This window comes from Belnapia sp. (assembly GCF_059504005.1).
The window spans coordinates 20,981-36,726 of sequence record NZ_JCACHU010000135.1 but is presented as its reverse complement, the minus strand read 5'-3'; the positions used below and the strand labels follow the sequence as shown (position 1 = coordinate 36,726).

The following is a 15,746-nucleotide window of genomic DNA, read 5'->3' as shown; positions in this document are numbered from 1 at the left end:
CAGTACCTAGTCCTTCCGCTTGTCCCGCCGCAGCCGGATCAGCTCCCAGACCGCGAGGCCGAGGACCAGCAGGAGGATCAGGGCCCATTCGAACTGGGCGAGGGCTTCCATCATCGCCGAGCCGCCTCGCGGGACTGTGAAACGCTGATCAACACCATGGCAGTCATATATCACCTGTCGCTTGCGGTCCGACCCCGGTCCGGGGTCAGGCTCCAACACTGGAGGATACCCCATGGCAAAAGCCTGGACGACCGAAGCCTATGCAGCCCGGGCCGAGCCGACCATCCGTTCGATCGGCATCAACGACCTGCGCGAGGCGCTGCGGGAAGGCGTCGACGATTTCCTGGCGACGCCGACGCAGCTCGCCTTCCTCTGCGTGCTTTATCCCGTGGTCGGGCTGCTGGCCGCGCGGGCGACGGGGGGCGGCGAGCTGCTGCCGCTGCTCTTCCCGCTGATCGCGGGGCTCTCGCTGGTGGGGCCGGTGGCCGCGGTCGGGCTGTATGAGATCAGCCGGCGGCGGCAGGCGGGGCAGCCGGCAAGCTGGCTCAACGCCTTCGACGTGGTGCGCAGCCCATCCTTCTTCTCCATTGCGGCCATGGGCGTGCTGGTGATGGCCATCTTCGTCGGCTGGCTGATCGCGGCGCGGGCGATCTTCGAGGCGACGGTCGGGCCGGTGCCGGCCTCCGTCGGCGAGCTGGCGCGGATCGTCTTCGACACGCCGGAGGGGCATCGGCTGATCCTCATCGGCAACGCCGTGGGCTTCGTGCTGGCGGTGGCGGTGCTGATGCTGACGGTGGTGTCGGTGCCGATGCTGCTCGACCGGAATGTCGGCATCGGGACGGCGATCCGCACCTCGGTCCGCGCCTGCCTAGCCAATCCGGTGGCGATGGCCGCCTGGGGCCTGCTGGTCGTCGGGCTGCTGCTGCTCGGGAGCCTGCCGGCCTTCATCGGGCTGGCGGTGGTGATGCCGCTGCTCGGGCATGCGACCTGGCATCTCTACAAGCGCGTCGTGGCCTGAGCGCTGCTACCCTCCCCGTCCGATAGGGGCGGGGGCGGGATGGGCCGGTTGTTTGCGGATGGGTTGGTGGCGCCGCTGCTGCTCGGCTTCGTGCTGGCAGAGGCGGCGCTGCTGTATGCGCTGCATCGCAGGAGCGGGCGGGGATTGCCGCCTGCCGACATCCTCGCGCTGCTGGCGCCGGGGGCCTGCCTGATGCTGGCGCTCTGGGCGGCGATGGCAGGCGCCTGGTGGGGGTGGATCGGGCTCGCGCTCACCGCCGCGCTGGTCGCGCACCTCGTCGACCTGCGGCGGCGGTGGCGGGGGTCAGGCGGATAGGCGGTGGCGGGTCTTCATGCCGAGCCAGTAGCTGTAGGCCGCGAGCAGGACGAGGAAGCCGACCAGGTCGAGCGGGCCGAAGATCCCGGCGCCGTTCGTCAGCCAGAAGGCGAAGGCGACCTGGCCGCCCGCGATGATGAGGCCGAGATTGACCAGCGGGGGCATGATGCCGCCCATCATCTCGAGCGAGGGGTGCAGGGCCGGCGGCGCCACGCCGCGGGCGGCCGCGTCCTGGGCGCGGCGGCGGCGGCCGATGGCGGACCAGACGAGCCAGGCAGCGCCGGCGAGCATCAGGATTCCAGGCAGGTTGCGCATGTTCAGCCTCCCACGTGATCCTAGCTATTTCGGCCCACTTCCTGTTGCTGCAAGCGGGTGAAGAGATCGACGAGCCAGGCGATGCGCTCGTCGAAGGACCGCGCCGGCGCGCGGTAGCGCAGGCGGGGCAGCGGGGCGGCGGCGATGGCCTCGACGAGGTAGCGCGTCGCCTCGAGCGGCGGGGCGCCGACCGGCGGGCGGGGCATCAGCAGTGCGCCGAGGCTGCGGGCCAGCAGCACCGCCTTGCGCCGGCTGGGGACGACGGCGCGGCGGGTGACGCTGTCGAGGCCTGCGCGCTCCACGGCGCGGCCGATCTCGGCATAGATGAAGCGGGCGGCGCCGATGCCGGGGCGGCAGGAGACGGGCAGGCAGGCGATGCCGCCCTCTGAGCGGAGGTAGAGCGCGTCGGCGGCGTCGAGCAGGCGCCGGGTGACGGTGGCAAGGCGTGCATCGAAGCGGGGGGCGGCGAGCCAGGCCTCGGGGTCGAGGCCGGCCTCGCGCATCCAGGCGCGGGGCAGGTAGAGGCGGCCGTTGCGCGCATCCTCGCCGACATCGCGGGCGATGTTGGTGAGCTGCATGGCGACGCCGAGGTCGCAGGCGCGGGCCACCACCTCCGGCCGGCGCTCCTCCATCAGCAGCGCCATCATGGCGCCGACCGAGCCGGCGACGCGGGCGGCATAGGCTTCGAGCTCGGCCAGCGTCTCGTATTGCCGGCCGGACTGGTCCCAGGCGAAGCCGTCGAGCAGGGCGGCCGGCAGGGCACGGGGGATGGCGTAGCGCGTGGCGACGGCGGCGAGCGCACGGTCGGCGGGGTACGGGTGCGGGCAGCCGGCATAGGCGGCGTCGAGCCGCGTGTGCAGGGCGGTCAGCGCCGCGGGGCCGCCGCCCTCGTCGATCTCGTCGTCGGCGACGCGGCAGAAGGCGTAGAGCGCCGCGGCGGGTTCGTGGATGCGGGCGGGCAGCAGCTTGCCGGCGGCGTGGAAGCTCTTCGACCCGCCGCGCAACAGGGCGCGGCAGGCGGCGAGGTCGGCTGCGGCGAGGACAGGCTTACGCCAGGGCAGAGGCATGCGGCACCACGCTGTCGAGGACCTTGGCGGAGGAGATGACGCCCGGGATGCCGGCGCCGGGATGCGTGCCGGCACCGACGAGGTAGAGGCGCTCCACCTCCTCCGATCGGTTGTGTGGGCGGAACCAGGCGCTCTGCGTCAGCACCGGCTCGAGGCCGAAGGCGGCGCCGTGGACGGCGAGCATGTCGTCGCGGAAATGCTGCGGCGTGGTGATGCGGGAGGTGACGATCTCCTGCTCGAAGCCGGGCAGCAGCGTCTCGTGCAGGCGGCGGGCGATGAGGCGGCGATAGGGCTCGGCCTGCGCCTCCCAGTCCATGCCGCTGCCGAGATGCGGGACGGGGGAGAGGACGTAGAAGGCGTCGCAACCGGGCGGCGCCATCGAGGGGTCGGTCGCGGTCGGGCGATGGAGGTAGAGGCTGCAATCCTCCGCCAGGTGCTTGCGGGTGAAGATGTCGCGCAGCAGGCCGCGGTAGCGCGGGCCGAGCATGATGGTATGGTGGCCGACGGAGTCGTAGCGGCGCCGCGTGCCGAAATACCAGACGAAGAGGCTCATCGAGTAGCGGGCGCGGGCGAGCTTCGCATCCGTCCAGCGGCGGCGCGCGACGCCGGGGAGGAGCTTGCCGTAGGTCCAGGCCGCATCGGCGTTGGAGACCACGACATCGGCGGGGATGGTCTCGCCATCGGCGAGCGTCACGCCCGTCGCGCGGCGGCCGGTGGTGTCGATGCGGGCGACCTCGGCCTCGCAGCGCAGGTTTCCCCCCTGCCCTTCGATCAGCCGCACCAAGCCCTGGATCAGGCTGCCGGTGCCGCCCATCGCCCAGTGCACGCCCCAGCGCTGCTCCAGGTGGGAGATCAGCGTGTAGATGCCGCTGGTGGCGAAGGGATTCCCGCCGATTAGCAGCGGGTGGAAGCTGAAGACGGTGCGCAGGCGCTCGTCGCGGAAATGCGCGGCGGCGGTGCGGTAGACGCTGCGCCAGGCCTGCAGCCGCATCAGGCCGGGAGCGACCTTGGCCATGTCGCTCCAATGGCCGAAGGGCACATGGCCGAGTTGCTCGAAGCCGATGCGGCAGGTCTCGGCGCTCTGCGCCATGAATCGCTCATAGCCCGCAAGGTCGCCGGAGCTGAAGGCGGCGACCTGGGCGCGCATCGCCGCCTGGTCGCCCGAGTAGGTGAAGGTGGCGCCGTTGTCGAAGCGGATGCGGTAGAAGGGGTCGAGCGGGCGCAGGTCGATGTCGTCCGCCATCCGCCGGCCGCAGAGCGACCACAGGTCCTCCAGCACGAAGGGCGCGGTGACGATGGTCGGGCCGGCATCGAAGGTGAAGCCGTCCTGCCGATGGGTGCGGGCGCGGCCGCCGGGCTCGCCGAGGCGTTCCAGCACCGTTACGCGATAGCCGCGGGCGCCGAGGCGGATGGCGGCGGCCAGCCCGCCGAAGCCGGAGCCGATCACCACCGCATGCGGTCGCGCGGCCTGCGGGAGCAGGGCGGGCAGGCTGGGTGGCGCAGCGGGTGTAAAGTCGGGCATTGATGCCAAGTGTAAACCTAGCTTGACGGAAACCACCAGCGCGGAGAACGAGGCTTGCGACGAATTGCAGGTGTGGTCGTGGCGCTGCTGGCCCTGGCGGCGATGGCCTTCGGCGGCTGGCGGCTGCAGGCGGCGCGTGAGGGGGTGGCGGAGGCGCCGCTCGCGGTCGGGGAGATCCCGGCCCGGGTGTTCCGGCCGGCGGCGGGGCCGCCGGGGCCGGTCGTCGTCGTGGCGCATGGCTTCGCCGGCTCGCAGCAGATGATGCAGGCCTTCGCCGTGACGCTGGCGAGGGGCGGCTATGTGGCGGTGACCTTCGACTTCCCTGGGCATGGGCGGAACCCGGTGCCGCTGGCGGGCGGGCTGAGCAACGACAAGGCGGCGGCCGGGGCGCTGATGGCGGCGCTCGGGCGGGTGGCGGAGGCGGCGCGGGGGCTTGGCGACGGGCGGCTCGGGCTGCTCGGGCATTCGATGGCGGCGGATATCGTGGTGCGCTGGGCGCTGGCGCATCCGGAGGCGGCGGCGACGGTCGCGCTCTCCGGCTTCGGGCCGGAGGTAGCGGCGGACCGGCCGCGCAACCTGCTGCTGCTGGTCGGGGCCTGGGAGGCGCAGTTCCTCCGGGACGCGGCGCGGCGCGTGGCGGGAACGGAGGCGGAGCGCGTCACCACCGGGCGCTTCGAGGAGGGGACGGCGCGGCGCTTCGCCCTCGCCGCCGGGGTGGAGCATATCGGCATCCTCTACAGCCGGGATGCGCTGGCGGAATCGCTGGCCTGGTTCGATGCCGCCTTCAGGCGGATGGGGGGCGGCTTCCTCGATATCCGCGGCGGGGCGCTGGCGCTGCTCTTCGGCGGGCTGCTGGCGCTGGGCTGGCCGCTCTCCCTGCTGCTGCCGCGGGCGGTGGCCGGCGCCGAGGGCGGGGGGATGGGGTGGGGGCGCTTCTGGGTGGTCGCCCTCGTGCCGGCGGTGGCAACGCCGCTGCTGCTGCGGCTGGTGCCGGGGCGCTTCCTCCCGCTGCTGCTCGGCGACTACATCGCGCTGCACTGCGCGCTCTACGGCGTGCTGACCGGGCTGCTGCTCTGGTGGCGCGGCGCGGGATGGAGCCGGGCGCAGCCGGGGCGCGTCGCCATCGGCGCGGCCGGGGTCGCGGCCTATGCGCTGCTCGGCTTCGGCGCCGCGATCGACCTGCTGCTGGCGAGCTTCCTGCCGGCGGGGCCGCGGGCCTGGCTGGTGCCGGTGATGCTCTGCGGCACGCTGCCCTGGTTCCTCGCCGACGAATGGGCGGTGCGCGGGCCGGGGGCGGCGAGCTTCGCGGCGCCGGCGACCAAGCTCGCCTTCCTCGTCTCGCTGCTCTTCGCCGTGGCGCTCGATCCGCGCCGGCTCTTCTTCCTCGTCATCATCGTGCCGGTGATGCTGATCTTCCTCACCGTCTACGGGCTGGTCGGGCGGTGGAGCTGGCGTGCGACGGGGACGCCGCTGCCGGCGGCGATCGGGCATGCGCTGGCCCTGGCCTGGGCGCTCGCCGCTACCTTTCCGCTGGTGGAGTAGGGTTCTTCGACCGCCGCGTGACCATGTGGCGGAACTGGCGGATGGCGAGCGCGACCGCCACCGCGACCACGGGGATGGCGATGCCGGTGACGAGGTCGACATCGAGGTGCAGGCCGCCGGCCTTCAGCCCCTTCGCCACATAGGCCACCAGCCCGACGATGTAGTAGGTGATGGCGGCGACGGAGAGGCCCTCCACCGTCTCCTGCAGGCGGAGCTGGAGCTGGGCGCGCCGGTCCATATTGGCCAGCACGACCTGGTTCTGCTGCTCGCGCGTCAGGTCGACCCGCGTGGAGAGAAGCTGGGTGGCGCGGGCGACGCGGCGGGAGAGCGCATCCTGCCGGGCGGCCATGGCGCGGCAGGTGTTCATCGCCGGCGCCAGGCGGCGCTCCATGAACTCCTGCAGCGTCTGCATCCCCTCCAGCCGCCCCTCGCGAAGCTCGGCGATGCGGCGCTGAACGAGCGCGTCATAGGCCTCGGAGGCGCTGAAGCGGTAGAGGGTGCGGGCCTCGCGGCTCTCGGTCTCGGCGGCGAGGCGGGTGAGGCTCTCCAGCAGCTCCGGCTCGTCGGCGCTGCGGGCGGTGACGAGGGCCTCGGTGATGTCGGCCAGCTTCCGCTCGCTGGCGCTGATGGGCGGGCCGAGCTCGCGCGCCAGCGGCAGGGCGAGGAGGGCGAGCATCCGGTAGGTGTCGATCTCGAGCAGGCGCTGGATGAGGCGGCCGGCCTGGCGCGGCGTGGTGCGGATATCCTCGACCAGGATGCGGCTGAAGCCGCCGGGATGGATGCGGAAATCGGTGAAGACGCGGGCGGCGCCGCCGCTCATCGTGCCGCCGATCATGCTGTTGCCGTCGAAGAGGCGGTCGGCGAGCCGGTCCGGATCGGCCTCGCCGGCGGGGAGCAGGGCGAGATGCGTCGCCACCAACAGCTGGCCGGGCAGCGCCTGCACCCAGTCGGGCGGCAGGGCGTCGATGGCCGGGCTGGCGAAGGGATCCGCCGGATCCGCGCCGGGGGTGATCACCATGATCCGGCTGAACTCGGTATGGCGCTCCCATTTCAGCCGGAAGGGGCCGAGATCGGCGCTGAAATGGCTGGCGCCGGGCAGCGGCGGCGGGATGGCGGAGCGGCGGGCGAGGTCCACGACCGCCTCGTAGGAGGCGTCGCGCCGGGCCGGGTCGGTCAGCAGCGCGAGGTAGGAGAGGCGGAGCGGCGGGGCCAGGGCCTCGGGCGGGCGGGCATGCACCTCGTCATTCAGCTCGAGGCGCTGGGGATGCGAGGGCGGGAGGATCATGCCTCGGCCAGGGAGGCGAGGCCCAGCTCCTCCGCAAGGCCGGTGACGATGGCGGCGATGCGCCCGGGATCCTCCTCATGCGCCAGATGGCCGAGGCCGGGAAGCGCGACGACGCGGATGGCGGGCAGCATCACCTTCAGCCGGCGGGCATCGTCGGGCGGGATGGTGCGGTCGGCGCCGCCGACCAGCAGGACCAGGGGCGGCCTGAGGCGGCGGAGGTCGCGGAGGACAGGGTGCAAGTCCCAGTTCGCCATCATGCCGAGGGCGGCGGCAACATGGGCCGGGCGGCGGACGAGCCGGGCGTAGAGCTCGACCCCTTGCGGGTCGAGGGCGGAGCCGGTGTCGCGCAACAGGCGCTCGACGACGCTGCGCTCGGCGGCGCGGCGGGCGAAGGCCCAAGGGACGATCGGCAGGCCGGCCAGCAGGCGGGCGATGGGCGAGAAGACCTGGCCGGCGAAGCCCTCGAAGGGCATCAGCGCGGCGTTGATGCCGATGATGGCGCGCGGGGCGATGCCGCCATCGAGCGTCATCCGGGCCAGGATCGGGGTGCCGGCGGAATGGCCGGCGGCCAGCGCCGGCGGCAGGCCGAGCGCCCGCGTCAGCTCGGTCAGCGCGCGGGCCATCATCGGCAGGGAAAGACGGGTGCCGGCGGGCGTGTCGGTGAAGCCATGGCCGGGCAGGTCGGGCGCGACGACCGTGAAGTGGCGGGCGAGCAACGGCAGCAGGCCGCGCCAGGAATGGGTCGCGGCGCCGGTGCCATGGGCGAGGAGCAGCACCGGCCCCTCCCCTGCCACCTGGACATGCCAGCCGAAGCCGGCGGCCCTGACGAAGCGGCTGGCGGCGCGGTTCGGCCAGTCCCGGCCGTCGGTTGCCCAGTCCGGGCGGTTGCTCATGCCGTTGTCCGGTCGCCGCAGCGCCGGCGCGGGCGTGGATCGGCCGGCCTCATGCTGTTCTCACGGCCCGGGAGATGGCGGCGGCATCGGCATAGGGCAATGGGATGTAGCGGCCGCCCATGGCGGCGGCGAGCTGGCGGCCGGCCTCCTGCGGCCGGGGCGAGGTGTCGACCAGAAGCGCGGTGATGCGGGCGGCGCGGAGGGCGCGGGCGGCCTCCAGCGCCTCGGCCATGGCGCGCTCGCGGCCGGGCTTGCCGTCGCGGGCGATGTTGGCGCGGCCATCGGTCAGCAGTACCAGCAGCGGGGTCTGGCCGCGCCGCTGGATGGCATCCGCGAGCGCCAGGGCCTCGTCCAGCGCGGCGGCGATGGGGGTGCCGCCACCGCCAGGCATGGCGGCGAGGCTGCGCCGGGCACGGACGAGGGAATGGGTCGGCGGCAGCAGCAGCTCGGCGCCGGTGCCGCGGAAGGCGAGCAAGGCGACGCGGTCGCGGCGGATGTAGCACTCGGCGAGCAGCAGCTCGACGGCGCCCTTGGCCTCGGCCAGGCGGTGCAGGGCGGCGGAGCCGGAGGCATCGACGAGGAAGAGCGTTGCCGTCTCCGCGCGCTGCTGGAAGCGGCGGATGCGGATGTCCTCGCGCGCGATACGCAGGCGGGGGCCGGCCCCGCGGAGGCGCTGCCAGGGGGCGGCGGCACGGAGGGTATCGACCAGGGCGAGGCGGGCGCCGCCGCGCAGCTCGCCGGGGCGGCTGCCGATCGGCCGGCCGCGATGCGGCGAGGCACGGCGGGTGCCGGACTTGCCCTGGGTGCGGCTGCGGGCGGGGGCGAGGCGGAGCTGGTCCAGCAGCCCGACGGGGATGGCGGCCTCGGCGGCGGCGAGGAGGATGTCGCCGAGCTGCTCCGGCGTGGGCTGGGGCGGCTGGTCCTCGGCCGTCTCGGGCGGAGGGGGTGGGGGCGGCGGTGCCTCGGCCTCCGGGGCGGGCGGGGCCTGGGTGGCGCGGGGGCCGAGGACGAGGCGGGCCGCGAGCGCGGCGTCCTCCTCGGCCACGGCCTCGCGGCCGGCCAGGGCGGCGGCGGCGCGGGCGAGGCGGAGCGCCAGCAGGGGCGGGCGGAGGCTGTCGATGCCGAGGGCGGCAGCGGTGGCGCAGAGCGCCTCCAGCACGTCGGGGCCGGCGGCGATGCGGGGCAGCAGGGCGCGGGCGGCGATGACCTGGCCGGCGCTGGGTGCCGGCCCCTTCGCAGCGGGCGGGATCGCCGAAAGGTCCAGGCGGAGCGCCAGGCGGTCGAGCAGCGCCGCGGGCGGGGCTTCCTCCGGCTCGATCCCCTCGTCGAGGGCGATCAGGGCCAGGCGGGTGGGGGTACGGAGGGTCAGGCCGTCGCGTTCGGCGGCGACCTCGCCAGTGTCGAGCGCGGCGGCGAGGCGGGCGGCCGTGCCGGGCTCCAGGCGCTCGGCCATGGCCAGCAGCAGGATGCCGCCATCCGCCTCGGCCAGCAGGCCGCGCTCCGCGATCGGGCGGCCGGCCTGGAGCGTCGCGGTGAGGTCGAGGCCGCCGAGCAGGCGCGAATCGGCGATGCCGAGGGGCAGGCGGCGCCAGGGCGTCGCCGGCGGCAGCAGGGCGCGAAACCGGGCGAGCCATGCCTCCCGCACCGGACCGGGCGGGGCGCGGAGGGCGGCGCCGCCGAGCCCGGCCGGGTCGATGGCCAGGAGGGCGGCGGCCCTCAGCGCATAGGCCCAGGGCTCGGGACCATCCGCAGTCACGCGGCGAAGACTTCCGCGATGGCGCGTTCGACCCGGGTGGTGGAGACGGCCTCGTCCAGAGGGTTGCGGCGCAGCCGGTGGCGGAGGGCGGGCGGGGCGACGCGCCGGAGGGCGGCATCGTCCACCTCCGCCTCGCCCTCGAAGGCGGCCAGCGCCCGGGCGGCGCGGATCAGCGTCAGCTCGCCGCGGAGGCCGTCCGTGCCGAGGGCGAGGCAGAGCCGGGCAGCGCGCTCCAGCGCGGCATCGGGCAGGGCGATGTCGGCCAGGCGGGTGCGGGCGGTGAGGATGCGGCGGCGCAGCTCGGCTTCCGCGCCGGACCAATGGGCGATGAAGCCGGCCGGGTCGCGCTCGAAGGAGTCGCGGCGGCGGATGACCTCGATGCGGCTCGGCAGGTCGCGCGGGGTCGTCACCTCGACCGAGAGGCCGAAGCGGTCGAGCAGCTGCGGGCGGAGCTCGCCCTCCTCCGGGTTGCCGCTGCCGACCAGGACGAAGCGGGCGGGGTGGCGGATGGAGAGGCCCTCGCGCTCCACCACATTCTCGCCGGAGGCGGCGACGTCGAGCAACAGGTCGACGAGGTGGTCCTCGAGGAGGTTCACCTCGTCGATATAGAGGAAGCCGCGATGGGCGCGGGCGAGGAGGCCAGGCTCGAAGCTTTTCACTCCCTCGGCCAGGGCGCGCTGGATGTCGAGGGCGCCGAGGACGCGGTCCTCCGTCGCGCCGAGCGGCAGGTCGACGACCGGCACGGGCGCCATGGCGGCGCGGAGCGGGCGGCGGCTGCGGCAGTCGGCGCAGAGCGTGGCCTCGTCGCCCGGGTCGCAGCGATAGGCACAGCCCTCGACCACGGGCATCTCGGGCAGCAGGGCGGCAAGGGCGCGGATGGCAGTGGACTTGCCGGTGCCGCGGTCGCCGAAGACGAGCACGCCGCCGATGCCGGGGTCGATCGCGGCGATGAGGATCGCCAGCTTCATCTCCTCCTGGCCGACGATGGCCGAGAAGGGAAAGGCGCGCCGCCCGGTCATGGGCGGAGGCCTCGGGCCGGCGCGGCAGGACGGCCGCGCCGGGGTGTCGTCAGCCCTTGGCGGCCCAGACGGCGCACCAGCCTTCCGGCTTGATCTCGCCGTTGACGATGGCGCAGGCATTCGGCGGCTGGAAGTGCAGGCACTGGCTGCACTGCTGGCCTTCCTTCGGCTGCGTCTGGTACATCACCATCTCGGGAGCGAGCTTGTCCTGCGCCTTCGCCTGCGAGGCGACGACCGGCGCCAGGGCGGCAAGCCCGGCGACCTGAAGACCGGTCCGCTGCAGGAATTCGCGGCGAGCCTGCGGTTTGGAACGCTTGTCCATCACGTGAAAAATCTCCTCCGATTGGCCGGCACGCCAAGCTTGGGCGTTCTGACGGATTTGCCAAGCGTTCGGAGGGTGGATTTCGTTCCATGAGAATGATTCTCAAGCAGCGCGCTGCAGGCTGAACTGCGACCAGATCTCAGACAGCGAGGCGACGAGGTGGTCGATATCCGCCGCGCTGTGCAGCGGGCCGGGGGTGAAGCGCAGCCGCTCCGTGCCGCGCGGGACGGTCGGGTAGTTGATCGGCTGGACGTAGATTCCGTAGTGGTCCAGCAGCAGGTCGCTGATCTGCTTACAGATCACCGGGTCCCGCACCATCACCGGGACGATGTGGCTCGGGTTCTCGAGATGCGGCACGCCGGCGGCGTCGAGCTTGGCGCGGAGTTGCGAGGCGTTCGCATGCAGCAGGTCGCGCTCGGCGCTGCTCTCCTTCAGGTGGCGGATGCTGGCGATGACGCCGGCCGCCGCCGCGGGCGGCATGGAGGTGGTGAAGATGAAGCCCGAGGCATAGGAGCGGACGAAGTCGCACATCGCGGCGGACCCGGCGATGTAGCCGCCGACCACGCCGAAGGCCTTGGCCAGCGTGCCCTCGATGACGGTGAGGCGATGGGCGACGCCGTCGCGCTCCGTCACGCCGCCACCGCGCCTGCCGTAAAGGCCGACGGCATGGACCTCGTCGATATAGGTCATCGCGCCGTACTCGTCGGCGATGTCGCAGAGCTCGGCAATCGGGGCGATGTCGCCATCCATCGAGTAGACGCTCTCGAAGGCGACGAGCTTCGGCGTCTCCGGGTCGATCTCCGACAGGATGCGGCGGAGGTCGGCCGGGTCGTTATGGGCGAAGACGCGGCGCTCGGCGCGGCTGTGGCGGATGCCCTCGATCATCGAGGCGTGGTTCAGCTCGTCGGAGACGATGACACAGCCGGGCATGCGCGAGGCGAGCGTCGAGAGCGTTGCCCAGTTCGACATGTAGCCGCTGTTGAAGAGCAGCGCAGCCTCCGTGCCGTGGAGGTCGGCGAGTTCGCGCTCCAGCATGACATGGTAGTGGTTGGTGCCGGCGATGTTGCGCGTGCCGCCGGCGCCGGCGCCGCACTTGTCGAGCGCCTCGTGCATCGCCGCGAGCACCTTCGGGTGCTGGCCCATGCCGAGATAGTCGTTGGAACACCAGACGGTGACCTGCTGCTGGCCGCGCGGCCGGTGATGCGTCGCATAGGGGAAGGCGCCGGCCTGGCGTTCGAGGTCGGCGAAGACGCGGTAGCGGCCCTCGCGGTGAAGGGCACTGATCTGCTTCCGGAAGAACGCCTCGTAGTTCATCGTCCCCTCTCCCTTTCAGGGCCTATGGCTTCAGGCAGCGGGGCGCAGCGCGTGGAGGCGCTGCGGCACCGCCTCCGCCGCGGCCGGTACGGCCGGGCGGCGTGACTTCATGCTCCAGTTCCAGAGCGCCTCTGCCGGAATGGGGAGGACGAGGAACCAGTGTTCGAGGATGGCGAGCGCGGTCAGCACGCCGAGGAAGGTGTATCCCGCCGCCTGGAAGTCGCTGGCGTCGACGGCGAGCGCGCCATGGAAGAACCAGGCGCAGAGCAGGGTGCCGCCGGTGACGGAAAGCGGGAAGAGCAGGTTCATCGGCTTGCGGGCGAAGAAGCTGCCGAGATACTGCATCGGCGGCGGCAGGAACTGCTCGTTCAGGTTCCTGACGCCGAGGAAAACGTTCAGCTTGGCGCTCTGCCGCATGCCCCAGAGCAACAGGAAGGTCCAGGTGCCGATCTGGTTCGGCCCGCCCCAAGTGAGCGCCAGCACGGCCACGGCGCCCGCGATGATCGCCAGCTCATGGTAGAGGATCGTCAGCACCGCGAGGCGGAAGCGCGGCCAGCCGGTGCAGCCCTCCGGGCAGCGCTCGCGGCTCGGGCCGGTTACGAAGCCCATCAGGAAGGCCATCTCCTGCCAGGCCCAGGCGAGCAGCCCGCAGGTGAAGGCGCAATAGGCGCCGATCGGCGATGGATCCGCGCTGCTGGCGGCAAGGCCGCAGAGCGCGGCGACGAGCATCACCGTCGCGCCCAGCATGCTGCGCCGATAGGTCCGTGCCGGCAGCCCGTCCAGCCAGATGATCGCCCCGGTGCTGAACCACCAGACGAACAGCGCATAGAGGGCGGGCAAACCGTAATCGGCCATAACGCGGTGCCGCTCCTACCAGGCGGGCGCCATGCGGATCTGCGCCGGCAGCGCCGCATGCTTGCCCGGGAGGAGGTAGAGCCGCGCGAAGGTGGCAGCCGCGGCGGCGCCGAGCCCGGCGCGCTGCAGGCGGCCGATGATCCCGCCGCGCGCCTTGGCCGCCGCCATCTTCTGCGTGATGCGGAAGAGGCGGTCGAAGCCGCGGCGCATGGCCGGATGGTCGGTGTCGAGCGTGACCGGGAAGACCTGCTTGCAGATCTCGGTGCAGGTGTCGAAGACCTGGTAGTCGTAGTCGGTCGGCGTCATGCCGAGGGCCTTGTGGAACTCCGGCCTCGCATGGTCGCGGACATACATGGTCGCATAGACGGCGAGCTGGAAGAACTTCACCCAGAGCTTGTTGCCGCCCTGGAGCAGCTTCGGGTTGGCGCGCATCAGCAGGGCGAAGGCCTCGCCGTGGCGGAACTCGTCGTTGCACCACTTTTCGAACCACAGGAAGATCGGGTGGAAGCGGAGCTCCGGATGCCGCTCGAACTGGCGGAAGATGGTGATGTAGCGGGCGTAGCCGATCTTCTCCGACAGGTAGGTGGCGTAGAAGATGAACTTCGGCTGGAAGTAGTGGTACTTCTTCGCCTTGGTGAGGAAGCCGAGATCGACGCCGATGCCGATATCCTTCAGCGCGTCGTTGATGAAGCCGGCGTGGCGCGCCTCGTCGCGGCTCATCACGCCGAAGAGGTCCTTCATGTCGGGATTCTTCACCCGCTTCCTGATCTCGGCATAGAGCACGCAGCCGGAGAATTCGGCGGTGACGGAGCTGACGAGGAACTCCACCAGCTCCTTCTGCAGCGGCTCCGGCAGGGCGTCGAGCCTGAACTCGTCGAAGGCCTCGTTGCGGACGAAATGGCCCTTGTTCGGGTCGGCGTGGAACTCGGCCATCAGCGCGTCCCACTCGGCGCGGAGGCTGCCGACATCGATACGGTCCATGGCGTCGAAATCGGTGGTGTAGAAGCGCGGGCTGAGGACGGTGTCGGTCGTCGCCTCGCGGGTGACGGCATTGACCGGCCGGCGGGGCGCGGGGGTTACGGCGTTCATGGCGCTTCCTTGGGCTCGAAGCCGCAATGGTAGAGTTCGGTCAGCTCCAGGATGGCGGAGGCCTCGGTCCAGGCGCGCTCCAGCCAGCCGGCGCGGATGACGGTGGCGCGGGCCTCGAAGCTCATCGTCTCGCCATAGCCGATGGCGGCCGGCATGCCGTGGACGACGACGCGGTCGCCGGGGCGGAGCTGCACGCCTTCCGGAATGGCATGGGCATGCAGGCTGTCAAAGCTCTGCTCGATATCGACGGTGCAGGGCACCTCGAAATGGCGGCCGCCGGTGAGGCGGGAGAGAAGGCTGAGGCTCATGGCGAGGTCCTTCCTGCGACGAGCAGGCGGGCAAAGGAGTCCACATTGGTCGGCCCGAAGGCCTCGATGCCGATCCGCGTGCCCGTCGCCGGGTCTTCCAGCGTCAGGCGACCATCGGGCCAGGCGGCGAGGCGGAAAGGCGCATGTCCACCGATCTCCTCGCGGCGGCGGTCGCGGACCAGGGCGCGGAGGACGCCGCGGATGAAGCCGTTGCTGCCGGGCTCCAGAACGGCGATGTCCCGGCCGGCCTCGGCGTCGCGGACGAGGATGGCGCCGTCGGCACGGTCCTCGAAGCCGAGCATCCGTGCCAGCACCGGCGTCTCGCTCTGCGGCGTGCTGGTTCCTGCGCCGGTCATCCGCCCGAGGCCGGTGGCGACGAGGACGGTGAGGATGAGCGCACAGGCGCCGATCAGCGGAACGCGTGACACCGCCGCGTCGTGGGAATGGCTGCTCATCCTCCCTCTCCTCAGGCCGCGGCCGTCTGCGGGCCGGTTGTGGCCCCGGCGGAGGCGGCGGCAGCGACCGGCCGAACCGGCATCGCAGCCGCCGCGGCCAGGGCCCGCGACAGGACCTGCGCCACCGCATCCACATCGGGGATCGCGCGCAGCGCAGGCTCGGGCTGAGCGTAGCGCCAAGGACGGACATGCGGCCAGAAGAAGATGTAGGAAACGCGCTGCTTCGGCGAGATTGTCAGCGTGAGGTCGCCGCTGCCATCGGCATGGCGCCGCAGTGCCGCGGCCTCGATGGCGGCGAAGGGGATGTTCACCGTCATCGACAATGCGATGCCGATGCGAAAGACGATCCGCCGGCTGGTGATGGTATAGACGCTGGTGCGCGCCACCAGCACGGCGAGCAGCAGGGCCAGCCCCAATGCTGTCGCGGCCAGCGGCAGGAACCAGGCGGCGTCGCGCAGCGCGACAGGCAGGCTCGCGCCATCCATCAGCGAGGCGGCGCAGCGGGCGCCGAGCAGCAGCGAGAAGTAGAGCGCAAGGCCGCGAAGATGCAGGCCGCGCCGGGCATAGGTGCGCCAGTCGGGCGCGCCCTGCCACAGGATGGTCTCGTCGGCGGGTGGCCGCTGGGGCAGCCCCCAGACCGGCTCAAGCTCGTGTTCCTGCACGGTCGTGGT

The 15,746-nt window shown here is 72.4% G+C and carries 17 protein-coding genes; 3 read left to right on the top strand and 14 right to left on the bottom strand.

Translation table 11 applies throughout. From position 1 onward, the window contains the following. The first annotated feature begins 232 nt into the window (after positions 1–232). Together AC5JJ1_RS18420 and AC5JJ1_RS18415 are read left to right on the top strand one after the other, a co-directional pair. Positions 233–1,018 (top strand): DUF2189 domain-containing protein, encoded by a 786-nt coding sequence (locus AC5JJ1_RS18420; protein ID WP_495786568.1) that lies wholly within the window; start codon positions 233–235, stop codon positions 1,016–1,018. 66 nt (positions 1,019–1,084) lie between these two features. Then, on the top strand, positions 1,085–1,333 hold the full coding sequence (locus tag AC5JJ1_RS18415; RefSeq protein ID WP_495786567.1) for a hypothetical protein: 249 nt from the start codon (positions 1,085–1,087) through the stop codon (positions 1,331–1,333). Here the strand turns inward: AC5JJ1_RS18415 and AC5JJ1_RS18410 are convergent. Genes AC5JJ1_RS18410 through AC5JJ1_RS18400 form a run of 3 tightly spaced genes read right to left on the bottom strand, consistent with a single transcriptional unit; the run spans position 1,322 to position 4,237 of the window. Beyond that, entirely contained in the window at positions 1,322–1,648 is a 327-nt protein-coding gene (locus AC5JJ1_RS18410; protein ID WP_495786566.1) for a hypothetical protein, read from the bottom strand. The two genes, AC5JJ1_RS18415 and AC5JJ1_RS18410, sit on opposite strands and share 12 nt — an antisense overlap. A 20-nt stretch (positions 1,649–1,668) precedes the next feature. Then, complete coding sequence (locus AC5JJ1_RS18405) at positions 1,669–2,715, bottom strand: phytoene/squalene synthase family protein (RefSeq protein ID WP_495786565.1); 1,047 nt, start codon at positions 2,713–2,715, stop codon at positions 1,669–1,671. Next, a complete protein-coding gene (locus AC5JJ1_RS18400; protein WP_495786564.1) occupies positions 2,696–4,237 on the bottom strand; it encodes a phytoene desaturase in 1,542 nt (513 codons plus the stop codon). The genes AC5JJ1_RS18405 and AC5JJ1_RS18400 overlap by 20 nt, the downstream gene beginning before the upstream one ends. A 54-nt stretch (positions 4,238–4,291) precedes the next feature. Between AC5JJ1_RS18400 and AC5JJ1_RS18395 the strand changes: the two genes are divergently transcribed. Further along, positions 4,292–5,779, top strand: coding sequence for an alpha/beta hydrolase (locus tag AC5JJ1_RS18395; RefSeq protein WP_495786563.1), 1,488 nt, complete (start codon positions 4,292–4,294; stop codon positions 5,777–5,779). Here AC5JJ1_RS18395 and AC5JJ1_RS18390 read toward each other — a convergent pair. The 11 genes from AC5JJ1_RS18390 to puhB form a co-directional block, all read right to left on the bottom strand. Next, a complete protein-coding gene (locus AC5JJ1_RS18390) occupies positions 5,757–7,064 on the bottom strand; it encodes a DUF3422 family protein (RefSeq protein ID WP_495786562.1) in 1,308 nt (435 codons plus the stop codon). The two genes, AC5JJ1_RS18395 and AC5JJ1_RS18390, sit on opposite strands and share 23 nt — an antisense overlap. Beyond that, positions 7,061–7,957 (bottom strand): alpha/beta fold hydrolase BchO, encoded by an 897-nt coding sequence (bchO, locus tag AC5JJ1_RS18385; RefSeq protein ID WP_495786561.1) that lies wholly within the window; start codon positions 7,955–7,957, stop codon positions 7,061–7,063. The genes AC5JJ1_RS18390 and bchO overlap by 4 nt, the downstream gene beginning before the upstream one ends. A 49-nt stretch (positions 7,958–8,006) precedes the next feature. After that, on the bottom strand, positions 8,007–9,713 hold the full coding sequence (locus AC5JJ1_RS18380) for a magnesium chelatase subunit D (protein WP_495786560.1): 1,707 nt from the start codon (positions 9,711–9,713) through the stop codon (positions 8,007–8,009). Next, the gene (gene bchI / locus AC5JJ1_RS18375) at positions 9,710–10,732 is read right to left on the bottom strand and encodes a magnesium chelatase ATPase subunit I (RefSeq protein WP_495786559.1); all 1,023 of its coding nucleotides are present in this window, start codon (positions 10,730–10,732) and stop codon (positions 9,710–9,712) included. The genes AC5JJ1_RS18380 and bchI overlap by 4 nt, the downstream gene beginning before the upstream one ends. Positions 10,733–10,781: 49 nt before the next feature. Beyond that, entirely contained in the window at positions 10,782–11,054 is a 273-nt protein-coding gene (locus AC5JJ1_RS18370) for a high-potential iron-sulfur protein (RefSeq protein ID WP_495786558.1), read from the bottom strand. A 102-nt stretch (positions 11,055–11,156) separates the two neighbouring features. Further along, a complete protein-coding gene (gene hemA, locus AC5JJ1_RS18365; RefSeq protein WP_495786557.1) occupies positions 11,157–12,368 on the bottom strand; it encodes a 5-aminolevulinate synthase in 1,212 nt (403 codons plus the stop codon). Between the two features lie 30 nt (positions 12,369–12,398). After that, positions 12,399–13,223 carry a putative photosynthetic complex assembly protein PuhE gene (gene puhE / locus AC5JJ1_RS18360; RefSeq protein ID WP_495786556.1) on the bottom strand — a complete coding sequence of 275 codons (825 nt, stop codon included), beginning with the start codon at positions 13,221–13,223 and terminating at the stop codon, positions 12,399–12,401. A gap of 15 nt (positions 13,224–13,238) precedes the next feature. Beyond that, a complete protein-coding gene (gene acsF / locus AC5JJ1_RS18355; RefSeq protein WP_495786555.1) occupies positions 13,239–14,312 on the bottom strand; it encodes a magnesium-protoporphyrin IX monomethyl ester (oxidative) cyclase in 1,074 nt (357 codons plus the stop codon). Further along, complete coding sequence (locus AC5JJ1_RS18350; RefSeq protein WP_495786554.1) at positions 14,309–14,620, bottom strand: hypothetical protein; 312 nt, start codon at positions 14,618–14,620, stop codon at positions 14,309–14,311. The genes acsF and AC5JJ1_RS18350 overlap by 4 nt, the downstream gene beginning before the upstream one ends. Further along, on the bottom strand, positions 14,617–15,075 hold the full coding sequence (puhC, locus tag AC5JJ1_RS18345; RefSeq protein ID WP_495786553.1) for a photosynthetic complex assembly protein PuhC: 459 nt from the start codon (positions 15,073–15,075) through the stop codon (positions 14,617–14,619). The genes AC5JJ1_RS18350 and puhC overlap by 4 nt, the downstream gene beginning before the upstream one ends. Before the next feature lie 11 nt (positions 15,076–15,086). Then, complete coding sequence (gene puhB, locus AC5JJ1_RS18340; protein ID WP_495786552.1) at positions 15,087–15,737, bottom strand: photosynthetic complex putative assembly protein PuhB; 651 nt, start codon at positions 15,735–15,737, stop codon at positions 15,087–15,089. Positions 15,738–15,746: the final 9 nt, after the last annotated feature.

Excerpts from the sequence above, each read along its gene's own strand:
- AC5JJ1_RS18420 (WP_495786568.1), top strand. The coding sequence starts at position 233 with ATGGCAAAAGCCTGGACGACCGAAGCCTATGCAGCCCGGGCCGAGCCG.
- AC5JJ1_RS18410 (WP_495786566.1), bottom strand. The coding sequence starts at position 1,648 with ATGCGCAACCTGCCTGGAATCCTGATGCTCGCCGGCGCTGCCTGGCTC.
- AC5JJ1_RS18405 (WP_495786565.1), bottom strand. The coding sequence starts at position 2,715 with ATGCCTCTGCCCTGGCGTAAGCCTGTCCTCGCCGCAGCCGACCTCGCC.
- AC5JJ1_RS18400 (WP_495786564.1), bottom strand. The coding sequence starts at position 4,237 with ATGCCCGACTTTACACCCGCTGCGCCACCCAGCCTGCCCGCCCTGCTC.
- AC5JJ1_RS18390 (WP_495786562.1), bottom strand. The coding sequence starts at position 7,064 with ATGATCCTCCCGCCCTCGCATCCCCAGCGCCTCGAGCTGAATGACGAG.
- bchO (WP_495786561.1), bottom strand. The coding sequence starts at position 7,957 with ATGAGCAACCGCCCGGACTGGGCAACCGACGGCCGGGACTGGCCGAAC.
- bchI (WP_495786559.1), bottom strand. The coding sequence starts at position 10,732 with ATGACCGGGCGGCGCGCCTTTCCCTTCTCGGCCATCGTCGGCCAGGAG.
- AC5JJ1_RS18370 (WP_495786558.1), bottom strand. The coding sequence starts at position 11,054 with ATGGACAAGCGTTCCAAACCGCAGGCTCGCCGCGAATTCCTGCAGCGG.
- hemA (WP_495786557.1), bottom strand. The coding sequence starts at position 12,368 with ATGAACTACGAGGCGTTCTTCCGGAAGCAGATCAGTGCCCTTCACCGC.
- puhE (WP_495786556.1), bottom strand. The coding sequence starts at position 13,223 with ATGGCCGATTACGGTTTGCCCGCCCTCTATGCGCTGTTCGTCTGGTGG.
- acsF (WP_495786555.1), bottom strand. The coding sequence starts at position 14,312 with ATGAACGCCGTAACCCCCGCGCCCCGCCGGCCGGTCAATGCCGTCACC.
- AC5JJ1_RS18350 (WP_495786554.1), bottom strand. The coding sequence starts at position 14,620 with ATGAGCCTCAGCCTTCTCTCCCGCCTCACCGGCGGCCGCCATTTCGAG.
- puhC (WP_495786553.1), bottom strand. The coding sequence starts at position 15,075 with ATGAGCAGCCATTCCCACGACGCGGCGGTGTCACGCGTTCCGCTGATC.